General features: G+C 66.6%; 22 protein-coding genes. 13 read left to right on the top strand and 9 right to left on the bottom strand.

Annotation, left to right across the window (positions count from 1 at the left end; all coding sequences use genetic code 11):
- Positions 1-31: 31 nt before the first annotated feature.
- The 5 genes from F624_RS0104190 (at position 32) to F624_RS0104170 (ending at position 4,922) form a co-directional block, all read left to right on the top strand.
- The gene (locus F624_RS0104190) at positions 32-481 is read left to right on the top strand and encodes a nuclear transport factor 2 family protein (protein ID WP_019573013.1); all 450 of its coding nucleotides are present in this window, start codon (positions 32-34) and stop codon (positions 479-481) included.
- Between the two features lie 14 nt (positions 482-495).
- Positions 496-1,518 carry a Bug family tripartite tricarboxylate transporter substrate binding protein gene (locus F624_RS0104185; protein ID WP_019573012.1) on the top strand — a complete coding sequence of 341 codons (1,023 nt, stop codon included), beginning with the start codon at positions 496-498 and terminating at the stop codon, positions 1,516-1,518.
- A 77-nt stretch (positions 1,519-1,595) separates the two neighbouring features.
- The gene (locus F624_RS0104180) at positions 1,596-3,047 is read left to right on the top strand and encodes an aldehyde dehydrogenase family protein (protein WP_019573011.1); all 1,452 of its coding nucleotides are present in this window, start codon (positions 1,596-1,598) and stop codon (positions 3,045-3,047) included.
- An 89-nt stretch (positions 3,048-3,136) separates the two neighbouring features.
- Positions 3,137-3,727, top strand: coding sequence for an aspartate carbamoyltransferase (locus F624_RS0104175; protein ID WP_245573549.1), 591 nt, complete (start codon positions 3,137-3,139; stop codon positions 3,725-3,727).
- A gap of 58 nt (positions 3,728-3,785) precedes the next feature.
- Positions 3,786-4,922 (top strand): zinc-binding dehydrogenase, encoded by a 1,137-nt coding sequence (locus F624_RS0104170; RefSeq protein WP_019573009.1) that lies wholly within the window; start codon positions 3,786-3,788, stop codon positions 4,920-4,922.
- On the opposite strand, the gene fahA is transcribed toward F624_RS0104170, so the two are convergent.
- The 4 genes from fahA to F624_RS0104150 form a co-directional block, all read right to left on the bottom strand.
- Positions 4,909-6,255 carry a fumarylacetoacetase gene (gene fahA / locus F624_RS0104165; RefSeq protein ID WP_019573008.1) on the bottom strand — a complete coding sequence of 449 codons (1,347 nt, stop codon included), beginning with the start codon at positions 6,253-6,255 and terminating at the stop codon, positions 4,909-4,911. The genes F624_RS0104170 and fahA overlap by 14 nt on opposite strands.
- A 41-nt stretch (positions 6,256-6,296) precedes the next feature.
- A complete protein-coding gene (locus F624_RS0104160; protein WP_157443293.1) occupies positions 6,297-7,457 on the bottom strand; it encodes a porin in 1,161 nt (386 codons plus the stop codon).
- 150 nt (positions 7,458-7,607) lie between these two features.
- Complete coding sequence (locus tag F624_RS0104155; RefSeq protein ID WP_019573006.1) at positions 7,608-8,408, bottom strand: cyclase family protein; 801 nt, start codon at positions 8,406-8,408, stop codon at positions 7,608-7,610.
- Positions 8,409-8,425: 17 nt separating this feature from the next.
- Positions 8,426-9,130 (bottom strand): TetR/AcrR family transcriptional regulator, encoded by a 705-nt coding sequence (locus F624_RS0104150; RefSeq protein ID WP_019573005.1) that lies wholly within the window; start codon positions 9,128-9,130, stop codon positions 8,426-8,428.
- Positions 9,131-9,267: 137 nt separating this feature from the next.
- Between F624_RS0104150 and F624_RS0104145 the strand changes: the two genes are divergently transcribed.
- The 4 genes from F624_RS0104145 to F624_RS0104130 all read left to right on the top strand — a co-directional run bounded on the left by F624_RS0104145 (position 9,268) and on the right by F624_RS0104130 (position 14,059).
- Complete coding sequence (locus F624_RS0104145) at positions 9,268-10,248, top strand: tripartite tricarboxylate transporter substrate-binding protein (protein WP_019573004.1); 981 nt, start codon at positions 9,268-9,270, stop codon at positions 10,246-10,248.
- A gap of 513 nt (positions 10,249-10,761) precedes the next feature.
- Positions 10,762-10,968: a hypothetical protein gene (locus F624_RS0104140; RefSeq protein WP_019573003.1), complete on the top strand. Its 207-nt coding sequence runs from the start codon at positions 10,762-10,764 to the stop codon at positions 10,966-10,968.
- Between the two features lie 55 nt (positions 10,969-11,023).
- Positions 11,024-13,219, top strand: coding sequence for a phosphocholine-specific phospholipase C (locus tag F624_RS0104135; RefSeq protein ID WP_019573002.1), 2,196 nt, complete (start codon positions 11,024-11,026; stop codon positions 13,217-13,219).
- Positions 13,220-13,282: 63 nt separating this feature from the next.
- Positions 13,283-14,059 carry a DeoR/GlpR family DNA-binding transcription regulator gene (locus tag F624_RS0104130; RefSeq protein ID WP_031254018.1) on the top strand — a complete coding sequence of 259 codons (777 nt, stop codon included), beginning with the start codon at positions 13,283-13,285 and terminating at the stop codon, positions 14,057-14,059.
- Between the two features lie 89 nt (positions 14,060-14,148).
- Here F624_RS0104130 and F624_RS0104125 read toward each other — a convergent pair whose 3' ends face one another.
- Positions 14,149-14,910, bottom strand: a complete 762-nt coding sequence (locus tag F624_RS0104125) for an IclR family transcriptional regulator (RefSeq protein WP_019573000.1) — start codon at positions 14,908-14,910, stop codon at positions 14,149-14,151.
- A gap of 112 nt (positions 14,911-15,022) precedes the next feature.
- Between F624_RS0104125 and F624_RS0104120 the strand changes: the two genes are divergently transcribed.
- From F624_RS0104120 to F624_RS0104105, 4 genes are all read left to right on the top strand, one after another.
- Complete coding sequence (locus F624_RS0104120; RefSeq protein WP_019572999.1) at positions 15,023-16,015, top strand: Bug family tripartite tricarboxylate transporter substrate binding protein; 993 nt, start codon at positions 15,023-15,025, stop codon at positions 16,013-16,015.
- On the top strand, positions 16,012-16,791 hold the full coding sequence (locus F624_RS0104115) for an enoyl-CoA hydratase/isomerase family protein (protein ID WP_019572998.1): 780 nt from the start codon (positions 16,012-16,014) through the stop codon (positions 16,789-16,791). Before F624_RS0104120 ends, F624_RS0104115 begins: the two co-directional genes overlap by 4 nt.
- A 35-nt stretch (positions 16,792-16,826) precedes the next feature.
- Complete coding sequence (locus tag F624_RS0104110) at positions 16,827-18,050, top strand: CaiB/BaiF CoA transferase family protein (protein ID WP_019572997.1); 1,224 nt, start codon at positions 16,827-16,829, stop codon at positions 18,048-18,050.
- A 237-nt stretch (positions 18,051-18,287) separates the two neighbouring features.
- Positions 18,288-19,892, top strand: coding sequence for a sensor domain-containing phosphodiesterase (locus F624_RS0104105; RefSeq protein WP_043425217.1), 1,605 nt, complete (start codon positions 18,288-18,290; stop codon positions 19,890-19,892).
- A 57-nt stretch (positions 19,893-19,949) separates the two neighbouring features.
- Here F624_RS0104105 and F624_RS0104100 read toward each other — a convergent pair whose 3' ends face one another.
- The 4 genes from F624_RS0104100 to F624_RS0104085 form a co-directional block, all read right to left on the bottom strand.
- Positions 19,950-20,147, bottom strand: a complete 198-nt coding sequence (locus F624_RS0104100; RefSeq protein WP_019572995.1) for a hypothetical protein — start codon at positions 20,145-20,147, stop codon at positions 19,950-19,952.
- Between the two features lie 110 nt (positions 20,148-20,257).
- Positions 20,258-20,608: an H-NS histone family protein gene (locus F624_RS0104095; RefSeq protein ID WP_019572994.1), complete on the bottom strand. Its 351-nt coding sequence runs from the start codon at positions 20,606-20,608 to the stop codon at positions 20,258-20,260.
- 80 nt (positions 20,609-20,688) lie between these two features.
- Positions 20,689-21,711, bottom strand: a complete 1,023-nt coding sequence (locus F624_RS0104090; protein ID WP_019572993.1) for a Bug family tripartite tricarboxylate transporter substrate binding protein — start codon at positions 21,709-21,711, stop codon at positions 20,689-20,691.
- Between the two features lie 384 nt (positions 21,712-22,095).
- Positions 22,096-22,488, bottom strand: a complete 393-nt coding sequence (locus tag F624_RS0104085; RefSeq protein ID WP_031254016.1) for a VOC family protein — start codon at positions 22,486-22,488, stop codon at positions 22,096-22,098.
- Positions 22,489-22,710: the final 222 nt, after the last annotated feature.

The raw sequence follows: 22,710 nt of genomic DNA, 5'->3' as shown, positions 1-22,710 counted from the left end.
ACGGGGCTACGACAACAAAGGAGACAACAACATGAAACGACGTCTGAACCTGGCGGCCTGCGGGCTCGCCGCCTTGCTGGCCTGGACACCCGCGATCCATGCCCAAGGCGTGCCTGACGAGCCCGCCGTCGGGGCTGCGGTCGAGAAGCTGCGGTTGGCCATGGTCGATCCGGACCGGGCGGCCCTGGAAGCCCTGGTGGCCGATGAGTTGAGCTATGGCCACTCTGGCGGCCGGGTCGACACCAAGGCCAGCTTTGTGGGCGATCTGCTGAGCGCCAAGTCGGATTTCGTGAGCATCGAGTTGACTGCGCAAAGCGTGCGCGTGGTGGGTGATGTGGCCGTGGTGCGGCATCGCCTCACCGGCGCAACCCTGGACCAGGGCAAGCCTGGGCAGGTCGACTTGCACGTGCTGCTGGTCTGGCACAAGCGGGATGGGCAATGGCGCCTGCTGGCCCGCCAGGCCGTTCGCACCCCCGCATGACTGGAGACAAAAGAATGAGCAATGTGAATTCCACCCCTTCCCGCCGCCGAGGCCTGCTGGCCAAAGGCTGCGCACTCGGCCTGGCCCTGGGGCTGAGCCTGGCAGCCGGCTTGGCGCCCGTGTCCAGCGCCTGGGCCGCCTACCCTGACAAGACCGTCACTCTGGTGGTGCCCTTCCCGCCGGGGGGCACCACCGACATGGTGGCCCGTCTGCTGGCCACCAAGATGGGCGAAAAGCTCGGCCAGACGGTGATCATCGACAACAAGGCCGGTGCCACCGGCAGCATCGGCGCCACCTTTGTGAAGCGGGCCCCGGCCGATGGCTACACCGTGCTGGTGTCTTCGCTGGGCCCCTTTGTGATCGTGCCGCACCTGATCAAGGGCATCGGCTACGACGCCACCAAGGATTTTGACTACCTGACCGTGGCCGCCCAGTCGCCCAATGTGCTGGTGGTGCCACCGCAGTCGCCCTTCAAGAGCGTGGCCGATGTGATCGCCGCCCAGCGCAAGAAGCCCGACAGCGTGACCTTTGCCTCGTCGGGCAATGGCTCGTCGGACCACCTGAGCGCCGTGCTGTTCTGGCAGCAGACCGGCACCAGCGGGCTGCACGTGCCCTACAAGGGCGGTGGCCCGGCCATCAGCGATTTGTTGGGTGGCAATGTGGATGCCTCGTTCCAGAACGTGAACAACGTGATCCAGCACATCAAGGCCGGCAAGCTGCGTGTGCTGGCCGTGGCCGACGACAAGCGTGCCGCCGTGCTGCCCGATGTGCCCACGCTCAGCGAAAGCGGCGTGAAAGATGCCGACGTGCTGTCGTGGCAGGGTGTGGCCGCCCCCAAGGGCCTGCCCGCCGACGTCAAGAAGCGGCTGGTCGAGGCCTTGCAGTTCGCATTGAAAGACCCGCAGATCAAGACCCGCCTCAATGAGATCGGCCTGGAGGTGGTGGCCAACACCCCTGAGCAGTTCACCGCCAGCCAGGCCAAGGAATTTGCCCGCTGGAAAAAAGTGATCGAAGACCGAAAGATCACTGCAGATTGAGCCCGAGCGTCAGCTCTTGCAACACCCCGACGGCTCAGGCCGTCGTTTCCATTTCACCAACCTCTGTTCCACACACCATGAGCACTCCGCACCTGAACTTCATCAACGGCGAATGGCTGGCCGGCAACACCCTGGCCCCCAACCTCAACCCCAGCAACCTGGCCGATGTGATCGGTGAATACGCCCAGGGCGATGCGGCTCAACTGGACCTGGCCGTGCGCGCGGCCGAGACCGCTTTCCCGGCCTGGTCCACGGGGGGCATCCAGGCGCGCAGCGATGCGCTGGACAAGATCGGCAGCGAGATCCTGGCGCGCCGCGAAGAGCTGGGCACGCTGCTGTCGCGCGAAGAGGGCAAGACCCGCGCCGAAGGCATTGGCGAAGCCACCCGCGCCGGCCAGATCTTCAAGTTCTTTGCGGGCGAATGCCTGCGCCTGGCGGGCGAAGCCATCCCCTCGGTGCGCCCCGGTATCGGCGTGGAAGTGACCCGTGAGCCCATCGGTGTGGTGGGGCTGATCACGCCCTGGAACTTCCCCATCGCCATCCCGGCCTGGAAGATCGCGCCGGCCCTGGCCTTCGGCAACTGCGTGGTGCTCAAACCCGCCGACCTGGTGCCGGGCAGCGCCTGGGCGCTGGCCGAGATCATCAGCCGCAGCGGCATTCCGGCCGGGGTGTTCAACCTGGTGATGGGGCGTGGCAGCGTGATCGGCGATGCGCTGGTCAAGCACCCCGGCATTGCCGCCATCAGCTTCACCGGCTCGGTGGGCGTGGGCCGGCGCATTGCCGAGGCCTGCGTGCAGGGCCACAAGAAGGTCCAACTGGAGATGGGCGGCAAGAACCCGCAGGTGATTCTGGATGACGCCAACCTGCAGCAGGCTGTTGAACTGAGTGTGCAAAGCGCCTTCTTCTCGACCGGCCAGCGTTGCACCGCCAGCAGCCGCCTGATCGTGACCGAAGGCATCCACGACGCTTTTGTCGAAGGCGTGAAGGCCCGCCTGGCCGGCCTGAAGATCGGTGACGCCCTGACGGCCGGCACCGACATCGGCCCCGTGGTCTCGCAGGCCCAGCTGGAGCAGGACCTGAGCTATGTCGAGATCGCCCGCTCGCAAGGCGCCACCGTGCAGGCCGGCGGCCAGCGCGTGGCCTGCCACACCGGCAGCGGCGCCGAGGGCTTCTTCATGGCCCCGGCCCTGATCACCGACAGCACGCCCGAGCAGCGCATCAACCGCGAAGAAGTGTTCGGCCCCGTGGCCAGCGTGATCCGCGTGAAGAACTACGAAGAGGCCCTGGCTGTGGCCAACAACACCGAGTTCGGTCTGTCGGCCGGCATTGCCACGCAAAGCCTGAAGCACGCCACCCACTTCAAGCGCCACGCCCAGGCCGGCATGGTGATGGTCAACCTGCCCACCGCCGGGGTGGATTACCACGTGCCCTTTGGCGGCCGCAAGGGCAGCAGCTATGGCCCGCGTGAGCAGGGCCGCTACGCGCAAGAGTTCTACACCACCGTCAAGACGGCTTACACGCTGGCCTGAGTCGTAAGCGGCAGGCCATGCCGCAGCATGGCCCGGCACCCCCCACCCGGGGCGATTAGGATGGGCGCCTGTCAACTTCGGAGAAGTTCATGCGCATGTTCTGTTGCCCCCGGTGGGCGGTAGGTGGCCTGTTCGCGGTCGGGTTGCTGGGCGCCACAGGCGTGGCCACGGCGGCCACCCCGCCCACACCTTCCAGCCGCCAGGCCGAGGTGGCCCGGCGCGGCCCGCAGGTGATGCCTTTTGACCTGGCCGCCACCCGCCACATCTTCACCGCCACCCCCAGCGGCGGCGAGCAGCAGGTGCTGGTGCGTCAAAGCGGCGACCGAGTGCAGCAGGCCCTCATCCGATTGCACCTGGCGGTCCTGCGCGAGCAGTTTCTGGCGGGTGATTTCTCCGGCCCGGCCCAGCTGCACGGGCCCGACATGCCCGGCCTGGCCAGCCTGCGCAACGCCCCCCGCGGGCGGCTGCAGATCACCTACCACGATGTGCCCGATGGCGCAGCGCTGCGCTACAGCAGCCACGACCCGGCGCTGGTTGATGCGCTGCACCGGTGGTTCCGGGCCCAACTGGACGATCATGGCGACGATGCCGTGGAAGGCATGGCAGGGCATGCGTTGCACCACGGCATGCACCACCATCCCGGCATGCCAGCCCAGGATGCCGTCAAAGACGCACCCTGAGGCAAGCTCGAACCCTGAAACCCGAGCCCCGAATACCGAAATCCACCCGGAGACACCGATGAACCACCCCCTGCCAGCCACCGCCCTGCAACTGCGTTCTCTGATCCATGCCAGCGGCGAGCTTGAGATTTCGCTGGTGGACGAGCCCCTGCCCGTGCCCGGCGAGCACGAGGTGCTGATCCGCATCGAGGCCACGCCCCTCAACCCCTCGGACCAAGGCCTGCTGCTGGGCCCGGCCGACCTCAGCACAGTGCAGGCCGCCGGCAGCCCCGAGCGCCCGGTGCTCAAGGCCCAGTTGCCTGCGGCGGCCATGCCGGCCATGGCGGCGCGGGTGGGGCAATCGCTGGCGGTGGGCAATGAGGGCGCGGGCACGGTGGTGGCCGCAGGCGACTCGGCCGCGGCCCAGGCCCTGCTGGGCAAAAAGGTGGCAGCCATTGGCGGCGCCATGTACGCCCAGTACCGCTGCGTGCCCCTGAGCCAGTGCCTGCTGCTGCCCGACGACGCCACTGCGGCCGAAGGCGCGTCGTGCTTTGTCAACCCGCTCACCGCGCTGGGCATGGTCGAGACGATGCGGCGCGAGGGCCACACCGCCCTGGTGCACACGGCCGCGGCCTCCAACCTGGGCCAGATGCTGAACCGCATCTGCCTGCAAGACGGCATCGGCCTGGTCAACATCGTGCGCTCGCCGGCCCAGGCGGCGTTGCTGCGCGGGCAGGGCGCGGTGCATGTGTGCGACAGCAGTGCCGACAGCTTCAGCCACGACCTGACCGAGGCCCTGGTGCAGACCGGCGCCACCCTGGCCTTTGATGCCACCGGCGGCGGCACCCTGGCCGGCCAGATCCTGTCGGCCATGGAGGTGGCGCTGAACCGCAACGCGAGCGAATACAGCCGCTACGGCTCGCCCGTGCACAAGCAGGTGTACCTTTACGGCGGGCTGGACACCTCGCCCACCACCTTCCGCCGCAATTTCGGCATGGCCTGGGGCATGGGGGGCTGGCTGCTGTTCCCCTTCCTGAACAAGATCGGCCCCGCCGGTGCCGACGCCCTGAAGCAACGCGTGGCGCGTGAACTGCGCAGCACCTTCCGCAGCCACTACGCGGGCGAGCTGAGCCTGACCCAGGCCTTGGCGCCTGAGCAGGTGCGCCGCTACGCCCAGCGTGCCACGGGCGAGAAGTTTCTGATCAAGCCGAATTGAGGGCGGCCTCAGGGCCTTGGGTGGGGGCGTGTGGCACGACCTGGCCCCGGCATTCGCCAAAGCCGATGCGGGCCACACCTTCGCGCTGGCACCATCCACGCAGCACCACGGTGTCGCCGTCTTCGAGCCAGTGGCGCTGGGTGGGCCCCGGCAGCGTCAGGGCCTGGCGCCCACCCTGTGTCAGCTCCAGCAGGCAGGCCGCCTGCTCAGGCTCCGGCCCCGACAAGGTGCCAGTGCCCAGCAGGTCGCCGGCCTGCAGGCGGCAGCCATTGCTGCTGTGCTGGGTCAACATCTGGGCCGCCGACCAGTAGGCGTGCCGGTAATTGGTCTGGCACAGCCGCAGCGCTGAGGCCTGGCCGGCCGGCAGCAGCAGCGCCTCCAGCTCGATGTCGATGGCGCCCTGCGTGGTCTGCACCGGGTGGTCCAGGTAGGGCAGTGGGGGCGGATCATCAGCACTGCGCGGCAGCGGCACCCTGAAGGGGGCCAGTGCCTCGAACGTGACCACCCAGGGTGAAACGGTGCTCAGAAAGTTCTTGGCCATGAAGGGGCCCAGCGGCACCGCCTCCCAGGCCTGGATATCGCGTGCAGACCAGTCGTTGAGCAGGCACAGGCCGAACAGCTGTTGCTCGGCCTGGGGCAGGTCGAGGGTCTGGCCCAGGGCATTGCCTGGGCCCACCAACACCCCCAGCTCCAGCTCGAAGTCGAGCTGCCGGGTGGGTGCATAGACCGGCCGGATCTGCCCGGGCAGCATGATCTGGCCGGCGGGCCGTTGCAAAGGGGTGTTGCTGATGGCCACCGTGGAGGCCCTGCCGTGGTAGCCGATCGGGAGCCACTTGAACTGGGGCAGCAGCTCGCGCCCCGGCTGGAACACCCGCCCCGCGTTCAGCGCATGGTGGGCCGAGGTGAAAAAGTCGGTGTAGTTGCCCACCTCGACGGGCAGCTGGTACTCGGCCTCGGCCTGTGGCACCAGGCAGGCCCGCCAGGCCGCTGCCTGGGGCGCACCGACCCGCAAGCCCCGCGACAAGGCCAGGCGCAGCGCCCGCCAGGCCGCCGGGCCCAGCGCCATCAAGGCGTTGAGGCGGGGCAGGCTGGCCGCCTGCAGGGCCTGGGCGGCGCCCGAGTCGAGGGGGCGCTCGTGGTCAGGCAGGGCCGCCAGGGCGGCCAGGTCCAGAATCGCATCGCCAATGGCCACGCCGCCCCGCCAGGCCTCGGCGCCATGCTGGCGCCGGAAGACGCCATAGGGCAGGTTCTGGATCGGAAAGTCGGTGTCGGCCTTGTGGGCCGAGGCGACCCAGCTTTGCAGGCCGGGGTCGTGGGTTTCGTTCAACAGCATGAGAAGGTCCTTTTCGGAGGGGCGGATGGCAGGGTCTGCTTTCAGAACCGGTGTCGGATGCCCACGGCAAAGCTGGTGCCGCTGGCCTGGATCAGCGTCGGCGGCGCGGGCAGGGTGCGGGTTTCGGTCTGGTCCCGAGACAACAGCACGTAGACCTCGGTGCGGCGCGACAGAAAGTGGTCGTACCCCACGGTGAGCAGCTTGCGCGAGACGTTGCCGCCGGCCACCGTGGCCGGTACGGGGGCCACCGTGTCGCCCGTGTTGCGCACCCCGTAGGCCGCCAGCCACTGGCCCGTGCCCATGGGCAGGCCCAGGCTCACATCCCACACCCGGTAATGCACCGACTGGGGCGCACTGGCCGTGCCCCGGTTCTGGATCTGCCCCAGGTGGCCGTAGAGCTTGAGCGGGTTGAAGTCGTAGCTGGCGGCCCATTGCCAGGCGCGGGTGTCGTTGGCCGAGGTGCCGTCGGCAAAGGTCTGCGGGTTGCGGTTCACGCTTTGCCAGGCCAGCGAGGTGTTGAACGCCCCGGCGTTGTAGGCCAGGCGCGCTGCAGCGTTGGGGCCACCCTGGTTCTGCGAGGCGGCATAGGCCACCGAACCCGTCAGGCCGGCACGCACCGGGCTGTCATACACCACCGAGTTGGCCCAGGCCGTGCCGCCCGACAGCGGCGAGCCGATGAAGGTCAGCAGGTTCAGGGGCGAGAAGGTGGTGCTGTCGCCGAGTGCATTGCTGCTGATGGCGTTCAGGAACAGCAGGCTGGTGATGTTGCCCACCCGCACACGGCCCCAGTCGGGGTGGCTCAGGTCCACCCAGGCGGCGCGCGAGAAATACGGGTCGGCCGCCACGTTCACCGGGGCTGGCAAGGCATCGCTGCGCCCGGCGGCCCCCGATTCGTTGCGCATGAACGAAGACAGCTCAAACAAGGCTGTGGTGCCGCCGCCCAGGTCCTCCTGCCCCCGGATGCCCCAGAAGCTGGTGGACAGCCCCCCGCTGCTGACCTTGCTCACGGCCTGTTCCTTGGCATTGACACCGGAGGGGCTGGTGAAGCGCCCGGCAGCGGCATCGAGCAGGCCGAACAGTTGCACACCGGGCTGAGGGGCGGGTTGGGCCTGGGCCGGGGCGGCCAGGGTCAGGGCTGCCAGTGCGGCCCAGCCGGAGGCCGGGTGCAGGCGTTTCAGGGTCATGGGCTTTGAATTTGTCATGTTGTCTCCTTCTGGTTGCTTGGATGCGCAGGGCGCAGGTGTGCCCGCGGGCCGGCCCTGGCGGGCTGGTCCGGTGTGGCGGGAACTGGGGGGCGGACACTGTCGAGGGCGCAGGCAGGGCTGCGCCCGACGTGTCAGCTCAACATCGGCTTATGGGCCCGGGGCAGGGGTGTCGGTCTGGTCCAGAAGGGCCACGGCGCGGGTCCAGCCCGCGGAAGCCCCTTTGACCTTGACCGGAAAGCAACTGATGTGAAACCCGTGGGGCGGCAGGGCCTCGAGGTTGTGCAGTTTCTCGAGGTGGCAGTAGCCGATGTCGCGCCCGACCTTGTGCCCTTCCCAGATGCGGGATGCGTCCTGGTCGTCGGCATAGCGCTGGGCGGTGTGTGCAAACGGGGCGTCCCAGCTCCAGGCATCGGTGCCGGTCAGGCGCACGCCGCGTTCCAGCAGGTACAGCGTGGCTTCTCGGCCCATGCCACAGCCCGATCGGGTGTAGTGGGGCGAGCCATAGGCGGCACTCGCCCGGGTGTTGACCACGACGATCTCCAATGGCTTGAGTGTGTGGCCGATGCGGGCCAGCTCGGCCTCGACCTCGGCGGCCTGCACCACATGCCCGTCAGGCAGATGCCTGAAGTCGAGCTTCACCCCGGGCTGAAAACACCATTGAAGGTCGACCTCGTCGATGGTGATGGCACGCTGGCCGCCGTCCATGGTCGAGGCAAAGTGCCAGGGGGCATCCAGGTGGGTGCCGTTGTGGGTGTTGAGCTGAACCTCTTCCACTGCCCAGGCCTCGCCGTCGGGCAGGTCCTGGGTTTGCAGGCCCGGGAAGAAGCGGGCCAGGTCGGGCACGCTGCTGCGGTGGTCGATGTAGCGGATGTGGGGTTCCAGGCCTGGGGGGTCGGTGGCAACGTCGTTGCACAGCGGCATGGAGATGTCGATGATGTGGCGCGGCATGGGGGCGGTGCTCCGGTTCAGTGGGTGGGGGCGGCGCAGGCGCCGCGCATGCCGTTGGCGATGAAGCGCACCAGCAGCGGGCCGGCCTGTTCATGGTCGCCAGGCTGGTTCTCACCGCGCGACAGGCGTTCGATGCGCTGGTCAGTCACGTGGTGCAGCAGGGCCCCCAGGGCAAACTGGTAGCACCAGGCGGCCTGGCCTCGCGTGGCCTGGGGCAGGGCTTGGGCCAGGGCATCGATGAAGGCATGGGCCAGGGGGTCGAACAGCTCGCGGATGATGGGCTCGTCTTCTTCCAGGTGGTCGCTCATGCCGCGCGCCAGCATGCGCAGGAAGTGGCGCCCCTCGGTTTGAGCCGCCACCCGCAGGGTGGGTAGCACAAAGGCGGCCACGATGGCGTCCAGCCGGTCTGCGGCGGGCTCGCTCTGGCAGGCCTCGGCCAGGGCCTGCAGGCGTTCGCCGATGTAGCCCGCCCGCTCGCGGAAGATCGCGTGGTACAGCGAGAGCTTGGGGCCGTAGTAGTAGCCCACCAGGGCCAGCGGCACGCCAGCCTCGTCCGCAATGTCACGGATCGATACGCCGTGAAAGCCGCGCGCGGCAAACAGACGCTCGGCGGCTTGCAGGATGTTCTGCTGCCGGTTGGGTGCCAGGCTGGCCTCGCCGCCTGCCGCGGCACTGCGTGCCTTGGCGCGGGATGGGGTTGAGGTGGATTTCTTCGTTGTCATGGTGTGTTTGTACGATCGTATAAATAAATTGAACACTCGTACAAACCACTAGGTTCGGGTGCTTGGAATGCAATTTGTACGTTCGTATAATTTTTGCACAAATGGACACGACAAGACCCCTCAAACGGAGACACACCATGCTGACAAGACGCCACTTCAACCTCATCGGCACGACCCTGGCGGCCGGCGCCTGGGCGGGGGCCGCCCGGGCCGCCGAGCCCAACTTGCCGGTGGCCAAGATCATTTCGGGCTTTCCCCCGGGCGGCACGCTCGATGTGATCGCGCGCCGGGTGGCCGACAAGCTGCGCGGTGCCTACGCCGGCGCCGTGCTGGTGGACAACCGGCCCGGCGCGGCGGGCCAGATCGGCGTGATGGCCCTCAAGGACAGCCCGGCCGATGGCAGCAGCCTGCTGATCACACCGTCGTCCATGCTTTCGATCTACCCCTACACCTACCCACGCCTGCGCTACACGCTCGACGACGTCAGCGCTGTGTCGCTGGCCGCTCACATGGACCATGGCCTGGCCGTGGGCCCCGGGGTGCCTGATTCGGTCACCACGCTGAAAGACTTCCTGGCTTGGGTCGCCACCCACCCCGAAGGGGCCAACTTCGGCAGCCCGGGCGCGGGCTCAATGCCGCACCTGGTCGGCATCCTGCTGAACCAGTTGACCCATACCGACCTGCGCCACATCGCCTACCGCGGCACGGTGCCTGGGGTGCAGGATCTGCTGGGCGGACAGATCAGTGCTTTCTGGGGCCCGATTGGCGACTACCTGCAGTACCAGAAGGTGGGCAAATTGCGCGTGCTGGCCGTGGCGGCCCCGGCCCGGTCCGTGTTTCTGCCCCAGGTGCCCACCTTGCGCGAGCTGGGGTATCCGCTCAATGTGCGTGAGTGGTATGGCTTCTTTCTGCCTGGCAAGGCTTCTGCCGACGTGCAGCGCCGGGCCGCTGAAGCCATCGGGCAGGCCTTGGCGTTGCCCGATGTGGTGGAGGCCGGGCGGGCTTACGGCCTGGAGATCAAGGGCTCCACCCCGGCGGTGTTGCAGCAGATGTTGCAGGCCGATGCCCAGCAATGGCGGCAGTTGATCCGGCAGTCGGGGTTCACGGCAGAGTCGTGAACGGCTGCAAGACCGCTCCCGGTTTTGTGCCGCCTGGGGCGCCCGGGCGGTGCCCCGGCGCTGCATGTGCCTCAGGTCCTACCGCACCTCGGGCGATTTGAAACCCTCCCCCACGCCCATGGCCTGGCGTGGGCACCTTGGCCCGGCGTTCCGCTGCCAAGGGTCTCCATGCCAAGCTTGCCGGGCGCAGATTCACGCCCCGCCAGCTTCGCCCGGCGTTGAAGCCCTTCGCGCCTCATCTTCATGCTCGGCACCCATTGAACCCCCCGGGTCGAAATAGATGGGCTCCGTGGCCGCTGCGCCTCTCAGCGACGCTTCCTGCTGCTGCCTGCTGTGCTGTTGGGGCGCCCCCCTCTGAGCTCAAAGAGTTTCCTGCGCTTGTTTTGTGTAAATCCACAAAGTCACACAAACGCAATGTTATGCACATAGCATTAACAGAGTGTTAACAAACGACTTGGCGGCCCAGGGGCTGCGCAAGCCCCGTTCAACCCACCTGTCTCCGGGATATTCAAGATGACCAACACCTCTTTGCAGTGCTGCGCCGCTGCACCCAACATCCGCGCCCCGCAGCGCCTGAACAAGCCCACCAAGCCGCTGTGGCGAGGTCTCGCCCTGGGCGTGACCCTGAGCCTGGGCCTGGCGCTGGTCGGCTGTGGCGGTGGCGGCAGCAACAACTGCGGCTCGGCCGGCAACACCCGCGTCCTGCATTGCGCGCCCTGAGCCGGCACCGCCGCCCGGGCTTTTCAGCAACCCATCACCGAAACACCGACCTGCCATGACACTCAACCGTCGCAACTTTTTGCGCTCTGCCGGCACCGCCACCGGCTCGACCCTGGCGCTGAGCATGTTCCCGCCCGCCATCCAGAAGGCGCTGGCCATCCAGGCCAACAACAAGACCGGCACCCTCAAGGACGTCGAGCACATCGTGCTGCTGATGCAGGAGAACCGCTCGTTCGATCACTACTTCGGCAGCCTCAACGGCGTGCGCGGCTTTGCCGATCCCTTTGCCGTGCCCGTGCCCACGGCCAATGGCGTGCAAGGCAAAACCGTGTGGTCGCAGCCCAATGCCACAGCCGGCGTCACGCCCTCGGTGATTGCACCGTTCCGTCTCAACACGGTGCAGAACTTCGAGGTCATGCGCGTGCAAGGCACGCCGCATTCGTGGAGCGATGCCCAGGGGGCCTGGGATCAGGGCCGCATGAGCTACTGGACCAAGTACAAGGCCAACCACTCGATGGGCTATTTCACGCAAGAGGACATGCCCTTCCAGTACGCGCTGGCGAATGCCTTCACGATCTGCGATGCCTACCACTGCAGCTCGCAGACCGGCACCAACACCAACCGCCTGTTTGCCTGGACCGGCACCAACGACGGTCTGGCCAAGGGCAATGGCCCCGCCACCTACAACGATTACGACTGGTTTGACGCCAACCCTGGCAATGACGGCGGCTACACCTGGACCACCTACCCCGAGCGGCTGCAGGCCGCCGGCGTGAGCTGGCAGGTGTACGAGAACATGGAGGACAACTTCACCGACAACTGCCTGGCCGGTTTCCACAGCTTCCGCGATGCCTATTACCAGCGCCCTGGCTACTCCGAGGCGCTGCGCCAGCGCGGCGTGAGCACGCGCGACCTCGACAAGCTCAAGGAGGATGTGCTGGCCGGCAAGCTGCCCCAGGTCAGCTTCATTGTGGCCACCGCCGAGGGCTCCGAGCACCCGGGCCCGTCCAGCCCGGCGCAAGGCGCGGACTACACGGCCAAGGTGCTGGACGCCCTGACCGCCAACCCCGATGTCTGGAGCAAGACCGTTCTGTTCCTGAACTTCGATGAGAACGACGGCTTTTTCGACCACGTGCCGCCACCGGCCCCGCCGTCCTATGCCAGCTACAACGCCGATGCGTCAAAGGCCCAGTTTGCGGGCGCCAGCACGGCTGACGCCACGGCCGAGTACCACGAGCACCTGGTGAGCTACCACAACTCGGCCGCCGAGCAGGCCTTGCTGCATCGCCCCTATGGCCTGGGGCCGCGCGTGCCCATGTACGTGATCTCGCCCTGGAGCAAGGGCGGCTGGGTCAACTCGCAGGTGTTCGACCACACCTCGGTGTTGCAGTTCATCGAGCAGCGTTTCGGCGTCATCGAGAGCAACATCTCGCCCTGGCGTCGTGCCGTGTGCGGGGACCTGACCAGCGCCTTCAACTTTGCCGACCCGGACAACACCGCCTTCTACAAGAGCCTGCCCGCCACCCAGGCGCTGGCCGACCGGGCCCGGGCGCTGCCAGGCCGCACCACGCCGCTGCCACCGAACGCACCGGCCATGCCGGTGCAGGCCAAGGGCACCCGGCCATCGCGCGCGCTGCCCTATGAGCTGCACGTGAGCGCGGTGTGCGCGCCCGCGAGCCAGCAGGTCAGCCTGATCCTGGCCAACACCGGCAAGGCGGCCGCTGTCTTCCATGTCTATGACCGCCTGCACCTGGACGCCATCCCGCGCCGCTACACCGTCGAGGCAGGCAAGCAACTCAGTGGTGTGTGGTCGGTGGCGGCGGACAACGGTCTGTACGATCTGTGGGTGCTGGGGCCGGCGGGCTTTCACCGCCACTTCAGTGGCAACGCCAAGGCCCTGAACGCCAGTGCCCAGCCCAATCCCGAGATCCAGGTCTGCTACGACGTGGCCAACGGGGATCTGCTGCTCAAGCTGCACAACACCGGCAGTGCCAGTTGCACCTTCAGCGTGAAGGCCAATGCCTATTTCGACGCCACGGCCCAGACCGCCAGCGTGAGCCCGGGGGGCGAGGCGGTGATGGCGTGGGCGCTCAAGGCCAGCGGCAACTGGTACGACTTCAGTGTCAGCGTACCGGCCCTGGCCGGCTACACCCGCCGCTTTGCCGGCCGGCTTGAAACGGGTGAACACCTGATCAGCGACCCGGCCATGTATGGCACGGCGGTGTCCGATCAGCTTGCCATCAAGTTCTGAGCACCCAACGGTGTGCTTGCCGCGGCCTGGCCCCATGGGGCCAGCTGCGGCATGATCGAGCCCATGCTTCAAGAAAAACGTCACCAGCGCATCCTCGCCCTGCTGGCCGGCAGCGGCCATGTGAGCACCGAGCGCATTGCCAATGACCTGGGGGTGTCGCGCGAGACGGTGCGGCGCGATGTGCTGGTGCTGCAGACCACGGGCCGGCTGCGGCGCGTGCACGGCGGCGTCAAGATCGGCGGCCCTGAGTCCGAGGCGCCGCTGCAGCAGCGCCTGCAGACCAACACCTTGCAAAAGCGCGCTGTGGTGCAGGCCGCAGCCCGCCTGCTGCAGCCGGGCCAGTCGCTGTTCATCGATGCGGGCAGCACGGTGTCGATGCTGGCCGAGGAGTTGGCCTCGCTGCAGGGTCTGACCATCATCACCAATTCTTTCGATGTCGCCCTCAAGCTGGCGGGCCCAGGCCACGAGGGCGCGCCGCGCCACCAGGTGCATCTGCTGGGCGGGCGACCCCGGCCCGGCCTGGCCGCCACCTATGGCGACAGCACCGTGGCCGAACTGATGCGCTGGCGCCCCGATTGGGCCATGCTCTCACCGGTCGGCATCGAAGCCACCCTGGGGGCCAGCAGCTTCGAGCCGGCCGAGGCCGAACTGGCCCGCGCCATGGTGCGCCAGGCGCACCGCAGCGTGCTGTTGGCCGATGACAGCAAGATCGGCGTGCAGTCGCGCCTGTCGTTTTGCACGCCCGATCAAATCCACACCCTGATCACCAACCGGCGCGCCGCGCGGCACCCGGCCCTGCTGGCCTTGCAGCAGGCGGGCTGCACCGTCAGCTTGGCGTGAGACGGCATCGGATCAGTCGCTGGAAAAGGTCCATCTGTTCAAGTTGCAGCATCTCTTGTGCAAGGAGTGCTTGGCCCTTTGCTTCACGCTCAGGCTCTGACGGCACTTGCGAAAGGTTGGACGGCCTCTCTCAGGATCTGCAGCAAATCGGTGCAGGCGGCCTGGATCTCGGCCATCGGGCCGCCGACGCTGAGCGTGAGCGGCTCGCGCTCCTGCCCGGTGGGCAGAAAGATGGCCAGCGCCGCGGCGCCCGGCATGGAGGTGCCCTGAGACAGCGCATACCCCTGCTGCCGGACGGTCTCCAACTCTTGCAGGACGGCCGGCAGCTCCCGCAGTTCCTCCGCGCTGCCGGCCTGCGCATTGGCCTTGCGCAGCAGCAGAGACACCTCTCGCTGGGGTAGACCGCTGAGCAGCATCTTCCCCGCCGCACTGTGGAACAGGGGGCGCAGAGCGCCGATCCGTGCGGTGAATCGGCCCTCGCGGGTGGACTGCAACACGTGCAGATAGCGCACGTGAATGTCTTTTCGGCACCCGATCATCACGGTGTGGCCGGTCTTGGTCAGCACCTGTTCCATCAAGTGCAGCAGGTGTTGCTCGCTGTAGAGCCGGTCGTGGATCCAGGCCGTGATCAACGCGACGCGCACATTGGGGATGTACAGGCCCGAGCGGGTGTCATGGTCCAGATAACCGGCCAGGGCCAGACTTTTGAGCAGCACGGAGGTGCTCGATTGGGGGTAGCCCAGCGAGCGCGAAATCTCGCCTACAGAACAGGGGCGCCGTTCTTCTGCAAAGAACTCCAGCAGTTCGAGGACCCGTTGTGCCGACTTGACCTGGGGTGCGAGATTGTTCATATCCGTGATATTTGATCACATCCATGATGGACTGCGCGCTGGCGAGGGCCCCACCCTAAGCTGGCGCCACGTTCAAAAGCCGCCTCTGAGGCGACTACCACATGGAGACAAAATGACCTTTCCTTCACCTGCCTCGAGAAGGCGCCATCTGGCGCAGCTTGGCGCCGGCGCCATCGGTTTGCTGGGCGGCCTGCCGGCGAAGGCCGCCGGCTATCCCGAGCGCCCCCTGCGCCTGGTGGTGCCGTACGCGGCCGGGGCTGCTGGCGACCTGTTGGGGCGCATTCTGGCGGACCGACTGGGCCTGCTTCTGGGGCAAGCCATCATCGTGGACAACCGGGCCGGTGCCGGCGGCACGCTGGGGGCGGACAACGTGGCCAAGGCGGCCCCGGATGGCTACACCTTGCTGCTGGGCACCGACGCCTCGCAAGCCACGAATGTGTTCCTGAGCAAGCGATTTCCGTACGACCCGGTCAAGAGCTTCACGCCGGTGGCTGCTGTAGCCACCAACCACATCGTGTTGCTCGTTCACCCCTCGTTTCCTGCCAGAACGGTGGCTGAACTGGTGCAGTACGCCAAAAGCCATCCGGGCAAGCTGAGTTTCGGCAGTTCCGGGCCCGGTTCGGCCCATCACCTGGCGGGCCAGTTGCTCAATGAGGCCGCAGGCATCGACATGGTTCATGTGGCTTACAAGGGGGGCTCGCCCGCCATGACCGATCTGCTGGGGGGCCAGTTGCAGGTCTTATTTGCCAGCCTGTCCACCGCGCGCCCCTACCTGGACAGTGGCAAGGTGCGAGCCCTGGGGGTGGTCGAGGCGGCGCGGGTCAAAGGCTTGCCACAGGTTCCGGCGATCAGCGAGACCCTGCCTGGCTACGAGGTCAGCTCTTGGTTTGCCGTGTTCGGACCTGCAGGCCTGCCCACGCCAGTGGTGGCGCGCCTGGGCAGCGAGATCAACAAGGTGCTGGCTCAGCCGTCGGTGGTTGATTTGCTGGAGAAAAATGGCCTGTCGCCCTGGCTCACCTCGCCCGAGGAACTGGCCAAGCGCCTGAAGTCCGAGTTGCAGAGCCGTGAGCGCCTGGTGAAGGCTGCTGGACTGGAGGCGGAATGACCCCCCGCACAGGCGTACCTGAACTGATCGTGGCAGGTGGCGTGGCCACGATCACCTTATGCCGACCGGCACAGCGCAACCGTCTGCAAACCGAAGATCTGCACGCCTTGATGCGGCACTTCGCTTTGGTGGAGGCTGACCCGGCGGTGCGGGTGCTGGTCATCACATCCATCACAGACGGCCAGCCCCGGCCGGTGTTCTGCGCGGGATACGACGTGGGCGGTTTTGACAATGCCGCCCACGACCCCCAACTGTTCGAGCGTGTGGCCGACACCCTCGAACATCTGCGCCCCATCACGCTGGCCGCGGTCAATGGCAGTGTGTTTGGCGGCGCCACCGATCTGGTGCTGGCCTGCGACCTGCGGGTGGGACTGGCCGGGTGCGAGTGGCGCATGCCAGCGGCTGCCCTCGGTCTGCATTACTACCCCAGCGGCTTGCGCCGCTATGTGGCACGCCTGGGTCCGGCCCTGGCGCAGCGGGCCTTCCTGACCGCTCAGACCTTGGGGTTCGACCAATTGCAAGCGGCCGGAGGGCTGCAATGGGTGCTGGCTGATGAAGCGTTTGAGGGGCATCTGCAGGTGCTGGTGCATCAGGTGGCGGCACTGGCTCCCTTGGCGGCCCAGGCGACCAAGCAATCCCTTCTTGAACTGGCGGCTGGGCACACCGACCTGAAGTTGTTGCGTGAGCGCGAGGCCAGCACCTTGGCCAGCGCTGATTTTGCCGAAGGGCGGGCGGCATTCGCCGAGCGCCGTGCCCCTGTTTTCCGGGGCCTGTGAGCCCACCCGTGTCCCCCATTCATGAAAGCATCCCAATGAAGCAGCAACAAGCCATGGCCGCGCCCCATCAACCGCTTGCGGGGGTGCGTGTGCTCGAACTCGCTCAGATCATGGCCGGCCCCACCTGCGGCATGATGCTGGCCGACCTGGGCGCCGAGGTGATCAAGATCGAGAAGTTTCCGGGTGGCGATGATGCCCGGCAGTATCAAAAGCCGGGCGACAGTGCCATGCCGCCGTCATTTCGCATGATCAATCGGGGCAAGCGTTCTCTTGCTGTGGACATCCGCACGCCAGCGGGCAAAGCCATCATCCAGCGCCTGGCCGGTCAGTGTGATGTGCTGACCGAGAACTTCCGCCTCGGCGTCATGGAGCGCCTGGGCTTGGGCTACCAGGACATTCGGCCGTTCAACCCCGGTCTGATCTATTGCTCGATCACGGGGTATGGGCGGGTAGGGCCGTTGGCGAGCAAAGGGGGGTTCGATCTGATCCTGCAAGCCTTCAGCGGGCTGATCAGTGCCACCGGCGAGCCCGATGGCCCCCCGGTGAAGCCAGGTGTTTCGATTGCGGATACCAATGCAGGCATCCTGGCGGCCCTCGCCATCGTGTCCGCCTATGTGCACCGGTTGAAGACCGGTCAGGGCCAGCATGTCGAAACCTCGCTGTTGCAGGCTTCGTTGCAGCAGACCTACTGGCTGGCGGCCAACTATTTTTCGAGCGGACGCGAGACCCCACGTCTTGGCACGGCGCATTCGTTGATTGCGCCCTACCAGGTGTTCAAGACGCGGGATGGCGGCATGGTGATCGGGGGCGGCAACCCCAAGGCCTGGATCAGCATCTGCGAGGTGCTGGGGCATCCCGAGTGGAGCGCCGACCCCCGCTTCGACCATCCGCAAAAGCGGGTACAGAACAGGCGAGCGCTGGAGATGCTGATCAACCAGGTGTTGGCGCAGCACGACACCGCCATCTGGTGCAGCCGCTTCGACGCAGCGGGGGTGCCGGCCGGCCCCCTCAACACCGCGGGTCAGGCTTTGGAGCACGAGCAATCGCGGGCCGTGGGCATGGTGGTGGAGGTGCCAGATGGCCTGGGTGGCCGCAGCCGAGGTATTGGCTCCCCGCTGACGTTCAATGGGCGTTCTGAGATTGCCAGCAGCCCCGCGCCCCGCATCGGTCAGCACAGCCGCGAGCTGTTGAAAGAGTTCGGATGTGCCGATCCCGAGATCGATCGATGGCTGCAGTCCGGGGTGGTGCACCAGGGATGATGGCAGCCGGCACCTTGCCAAAGCCTGTGAGGTCAGCGGCGGCCCTGCCGGGCTCGATCACGCCGGGCAGCGGCAGGGGGCCGTCAAGTCAGCTTGACGCAGGGTGGCAGCGCCTGGAGCCCGGTGAAATCCCTCGCCAGTGCAAGGGGATTCCCCCGTACACTGACAAGCGGCGGTGGTTCGCCCTGCCAGCGTTGCTCTGGGCAGCGCTTCCAACTTCACTGCGTGATCAAAAGCATGACGACTCTTGCAAGCATCGATCAGACCCGGGCGTGCCTCGCTGGCGCCCTGCAAGCAGGGGAGGTCTGGCCGGCATTTCAACCTTTGGTGCGCTTGCGCAGTCGGCGCATTGCCGGCTTCGAAGTGCTGGCACGGTGGACGTCGCCGGTGCTGGGCACGGTGTCCCCCGGGGTGTTCATCCCCTTGGCCGATGGCTTGGGCCTGCTGCACGAGCTCAGCCTGTACCTGATCCGCGAGGCTTGCACGCTGGCCCGCGACTGGCCTGGCGACTTCTACCTGGCGTTCAACCTGGCGCCCAGCCAGTTTCTGCTGCCCGACCTCGCTGAGCAGATCCAGGCGACGGTGACCGAGGCGGGTTTTCCGATGAAGCGGGTGCAGATCGAAATCACCGAGAACGCCCTGTTTCATGACAGCCAGGTGGCTCGCCGCAGTGTGGACGCCATCAAGCGCTCGGGAGCCACTCTGTCGTTGGACGATTTTGGCACGGGGCACTCCAGCCTGACGCGCCTGCAGTCCCTGCCGTTTGACGAGATCAAGATCGACGCCAGCTTTGTGCGGGATCTGGAGTCGGACTCGGGCAGCCTGAAGATCGTCACCGCGGTGCTCGGGCTGGGCCAGAGCCTGGGCGTGCACGTGATCGCCGAAGGCATCGAAACCGATCGCCAGGCCAAGCTGCTGCAGCACATGGGCTGCACCCTGGGGCAGGGCTACCTGCTGGGCCGGCCGGCGCCTCACGCCCAGGCGCTGGCGCAGCTGGCGCGTGACGGCTGCCACAGTGGCCATGATTCGCCACTGGATGCGTCCCCTTTTCAGCGCTTGCACCAGCTGGAGACCCTCTACAAGGACGCGCCGGTGGGCCTGTGTTTTCTGGACACCGAAATGCGCATCATCAGCGCCAACCCGAAGGTCATCCAGTACCTGGGCCTGGAGCGGATGGAATTGCGTGGCCGATCGGTGAAGAAATTGCTGAACCAGCCGGGCTCCGGAAGCTTGCTTGACGCGCTGGAGCAGGTGCGCGCCGGGGCCGAGCTGGCGCCCACGGAATACCTTCACAAGGGCACCGGCTCGACCTTTCTGGTGGCCCACCAGCGCGTGTGCAATGAACTGGACGAGTGGCTGGGCATCTCGCTGGTGGTGATCGACATCACGGCCCGGGTCACGGCCGAGCGGGTATTGCAGCAAAGCGAGGAGCACTTCAGGCGCTCGATCGAGCTGGGCCCCAACATCGCCTGGGCTGCCGGGCCGGACGGTGCTGTCGACTACATGGGGCCTGCGTTCGAATGGACCCCGTTGCACTCGGCACAAGAGCGTTATGAACGTTGGTGCGATCGCATGGACCCGCAAGACCGTGACCGGGTGCATGCGGAGTGGTTGGCCCATCTGCCCAGCCGGGCACCTTTCAAGACCGAATTCCGCATTCTTTGGCCCGACAACAGCTGGCGCTGGGTGCGCAGTCAGGCCTATCCCCACCTGAACGAGCAGGGCGAGGTGCTGCGTTGGTACGGCGTCATCATGGACATCTCCGGCGAGCGCCGACTGGAGCACCGCGTGGCCGAACTGGAGCAAAAAATGACCCAGTGGGGTGAGCTGCACGGTTTGTGAGCCTGGCCTCGGCCAGGCTGGTGTCCCTATGGCGTGCTGACCCTCAGGTCAGCTCGGTCAGGCGTAGGTATTGACCGAATTGCCCATCGTCTCGGTGGGCTTGGGGGGTTGTGGCTGGCTGTTGCTGGCAGGGGCAGGCGCCGCGGCAGCACGGGTGCCGTCGTTGTCGCCATCCGCATCCACGCCACCGGTTTTGGCCACCGGCGTCTGGGCCTGGTAGGGGTTGTTGGAACCTACGGAAGAAATGCTGGACATGGTGATCCTTGGTCAGGGTTGAAAAAGCTCTTTGTCATCGTTTGTATCGACAGGCTGACAATTTGGCTGAAGCTTCTTTACATGCCGGAAATCGACCGCAGGCCTGGCGCTCAGGCCCCGGTGCCGGTGTTGGCGCTTTGCACCTGGATGCGGAAGTGCTCGATGGTGCCGTCATCCATGGCGGCCTTGATCCAGTTGGGTTTGCGGCCCTTGCCGCTCAAGGTGCCATCCCAGGACAGCCCACGACTCGGGTCGTAGAAGGTGGCCGGGCGCTTGAGCTTGTTCGGTGCGTGGGTTCGGCTCAGCGAACTGAGCGCCACCTGGGCCGGGGTGAGTTGAAAGCGCTGCACCAGATCGCGGGCCAGTTCGACGGCCTCTTTCCTTTTGGAGCGGAACAATGCATCGCGTTGTGCTTGAAGCTGCGCGATCTGCTGATCGAGGGATCGGATTTCGTTGAACATAAGCCCGCTATTTTAGGGACTTGTGAAGCAGGGTCGCCGCCCGGGCTTTCACCCAGGTGGCGTTGCCCACCGGCAAAGCGTCAATCCAGCGACGCGCCAGCCTTCTTGATCACGTCGGCAAAGCGGGTCGATTCACCGTCCATGAACTGCTTGAACTGATCACGGGTGGTGGGGAAGGCCTCGTAGCCGAAGGAGACGAACTTCTCTTTCACGTCGGCTTCAGCCAGGGCCTTTTCCACATCGCGCTTGATCTTCTCGGCCACGGCGGGCGACACGCCCTTGGGGGCGGCGATGGCGTTCCAGCCCGTCACCTCGTAACCGGCGGGGCCGCCGGATTCGGCCACCGTGGGCACATCCGGGAAGTTGGCCAGGCGCTTGGGCGCGGCCACGGCCAGGAAGCGCAGCTTGCCCGCGCGCTGCAACGGGCCCGCGGTGGCGCTGGTGCCCAGCGCAAAGCTCAGCTCGCCATTGGCCACGCCGGTGTAGAGCTGGGTGGTTTCCTTGTAGATCACATGCGTCATGTCGGTCTTGGTCATGCTCTCGAGCAGGGCCGAGCCCAGGTGCACCGGGTTGCCCACCGACCACGAGCCGTAGTTGAGCTTGCCGGGGTTGGCGCGCGCATCGGCGATCAGGGCACCCATGTCCTTGTAGGGGCTGTTGGTGGCCACGTTCACAAAGAAGTAGGTCTTGAACAGCGGCAGGATGATGTCGAAATCCTTGGCCACGTCGTAGGGCAGCTTCTTGAACAGGTGCGGGTAGGCCGCGATGTGCACGGCGTCGAGCTGGATCAGGTCATGCCCATCGTTGGCGCCACGCTTGAAGGCATCGATGGCGATGAAGCCGTTGCCGCCCGGGCGGTTTTCCACCACCACGGGTTGGCCCCACATGCGCGACAGCTTGTCCGCTACCAGGCGGGCCACGCCGTCCGGGCCGCCGCCCACCGGGAAGGGCGTGATGATGCGCACCGGCTTGGTCGGAAACTGCACGGCCGGTGCCGTGCTCTGGGCCTGGGCCGGCAGCAGGGCACCGGCGGCACCCAGGCCAAGGGCCAGGGCGGCCAGACGGCGGGTCAGCGACTGGGGGGAGCGGAAGGCATGTTGCATGGATTGTCTCGGTTGTCGGAGGAAGATACAGACGCTTAAACGGTCGGTTTGAGCGCTGTTCGCGCACTCTCGATTGTCGGCACTCGAGCCTGCCCAGGCCAGTGAGCATGCGTGATATCAGCTAGAACGAAATGGCATGACGCTGCGGTAGCTATGCCATGGCAAATGGTGATGCCACCCGATGAGGTCGGCGCTGCGCCCGATCTGCCGCAGGGGTGAAGGTCTCTTTCACACTGTCCTTGAAGGGGGTGGCATGGGCTGGGGCATGAAGATCGAGCAGGGCGGTTGTGACAGGCGCTGGGCTGAGCCCGCACCGGCTGCGTGCTGCCTGCGGCCCACCCAGACGGGAGTGCAGCAAAGAGGTGGAGCCGGTGCCTTGGCTGCCTAGGCCCCCATGGGCGAGCACAACTCAATCAGGGTTCCGTCTGGGGCCCGAACATACGACACCACCTGGCCCCAGGGCTTTTGACTGGGTGCGGCCAGTTCGGAGGCGCCTGCTTGAAGTGCCCGGGTGTGTGCGCCTGCGACATCCGGGGTGACCAGGCCCAGTTCCATTCCCAATGGTTTTTGGGACTCAGAGGCCGCCACATGGCCGCCCGGGAAGTTGCCATGGCCCAGTTCGTGGGCCGCGAAGGCAAGCGTGGTCTCGCCTGTGGCCAATTCGCCATAGGTTCCAGACTCATGCAAGAACTTCAGCTCAAAGCCGAAGGCCGTCGCAAAAAACTGCAGCGACGCTTTGACATCAGGCACATAGACGATGGTGTATCCGAGCTTCATGGTGTTCCAGTCTCCCTGGGGGTGCACGGGCGCCAGGCCCAATCAAACCATCCTATCAGCCCACGGCCCGGGCCAAATGGCGGCGGTGGGGGGCGCCGCTGGGGCTGGTGGGGCCGGCAGTTGGAGCCCAGACCCGTTCAGCGCTGGGTCCTATTGGCCAAGCCCTGGGGAGCTGAGGGCGTTTGCGCGCCGTTCAGCCCTGAAGCGCGGCCGGGAGGCCGT

This window comes from Curvibacter lanceolatus ATCC 14669, from assembly GCF_000381265.1.
GTDB lineage: Bacteria > Pseudomonadota > Gammaproteobacteria > Burkholderiales > Burkholderiaceae_C > Curvibacter > Curvibacter lanceolatus.
This window is presented reverse-complemented; position numbering and strand designations above follow the sequence as displayed.

What these genes read in the sequence shown, in the direction of transcription:
- F624_RS0104095 (WP_019572994.1), bottom strand. Translation starts at nt 20,608, where the DNA reads ATGTTCAACGAAATCCGATCCCTCGATCAGCAGATCGCGCAGCTTCAA.
- F624_RS0104110 (WP_019572997.1), top strand. Translation starts at nt 16,827, where the DNA reads ATGAAGCAGCAACAAGCCATGGCCGCGCCCCATCAACCGCTTGCGGGG.
- F624_RS0104155 (WP_019573006.1), bottom strand. Translation starts at nt 8,408, where the DNA reads ATGCCGCGCCACATCATCGACATCTCCATGCCGCTGTGCAACGACGTT.
- F624_RS0104190 (WP_019573013.1), top strand. Translation starts at nt 32, where the DNA reads ATGAAACGACGTCTGAACCTGGCGGCCTGCGGGCTCGCCGCCTTGCTG.
- F624_RS0104185 (WP_019573012.1), top strand. Translation starts at nt 496, where the DNA reads ATGAGCAATGTGAATTCCACCCCTTCCCGCCGCCGAGGCCTGCTGGCC.
- F624_RS0104085 (WP_031254016.1), bottom strand. Translation starts at nt 22,488, where the DNA reads ATGAAGCTCGGATACACCATCGTCTATGTGCCTGATGTCAAAGCGTCG.
- F624_RS0104105 (WP_043425217.1), top strand. Translation starts at nt 18,288, where the DNA reads ATGACGACTCTTGCAAGCATCGATCAGACCCGGGCGTGCCTCGCTGGC.
- F624_RS0104140 (WP_019573003.1), top strand. Translation starts at nt 10,762, where the DNA reads ATGACCAACACCTCTTTGCAGTGCTGCGCCGCTGCACCCAACATCCGC.
- F624_RS0104135 (WP_019573002.1), top strand. Translation starts at nt 11,024, where the DNA reads ATGACACTCAACCGTCGCAACTTTTTGCGCTCTGCCGGCACCGCCACC.
- F624_RS0104100 (WP_019572995.1), bottom strand. Translation starts at nt 20,147, where the DNA reads ATGTCCAGCATTTCTTCCGTAGGTTCCAACAACCCCTACCAGGCCCAG.
- F624_RS0104145 (WP_019573004.1), top strand. Translation starts at nt 9,268, where the DNA reads ATGCTGACAAGACGCCACTTCAACCTCATCGGCACGACCCTGGCGGCC.
- F624_RS0104170 (WP_019573009.1), top strand. Translation starts at nt 3,786, where the DNA reads ATGAACCACCCCCTGCCAGCCACCGCCCTGCAACTGCGTTCTCTGATC.
- F624_RS0104180 (WP_019573011.1), top strand. Translation starts at nt 1,596, where the DNA reads ATGAGCACTCCGCACCTGAACTTCATCAACGGCGAATGGCTGGCCGGC.
- F624_RS0104150 (WP_019573005.1), bottom strand. Translation starts at nt 9,130, where the DNA reads ATGACAACGAAGAAATCCACCTCAACCCCATCCCGCGCCAAGGCACGC.
- F624_RS0104125 (WP_019573000.1), bottom strand. Translation starts at nt 14,910, where the DNA reads ATGAACAATCTCGCACCCCAGGTCAAGTCGGCACAACGGGTCCTCGAA.
- F624_RS0104115 (WP_019572998.1), top strand. Translation starts at nt 16,012, where the DNA reads ATGACCCCCCGCACAGGCGTACCTGAACTGATCGTGGCAGGTGGCGTG.
- F624_RS0104175 (WP_245573549.1), top strand. Translation starts at nt 3,137, where the DNA reads ATGCGCATGTTCTGTTGCCCCCGGTGGGCGGTAGGTGGCCTGTTCGCG.
- F624_RS0104130 (WP_031254018.1), top strand. Translation starts at nt 13,283, where the DNA reads ATGCTTCAAGAAAAACGTCACCAGCGCATCCTCGCCCTGCTGGCCGGC.
- fahA (WP_019573008.1), bottom strand. Translation starts at nt 6,255, where the DNA reads ATGCTGTTGAACGAAACCCACGACCCCGGCCTGCAAAGCTGGGTCGCC.
- F624_RS0104090 (WP_019572993.1), bottom strand. Translation starts at nt 21,711, where the DNA reads ATGCAACATGCCTTCCGCTCCCCCCAGTCGCTGACCCGCCGTCTGGCC.
- F624_RS0104160 (WP_157443293.1), bottom strand. Translation starts at nt 7,457, where the DNA reads ATGACAAATTCAAAGCCCATGACCCTGAAACGCCTGCACCCGGCCTCC.
- F624_RS0104120 (WP_019572999.1), top strand. Translation starts at nt 15,023, where the DNA reads ATGACCTTTCCTTCACCTGCCTCGAGAAGGCGCCATCTGGCGCAGCTT.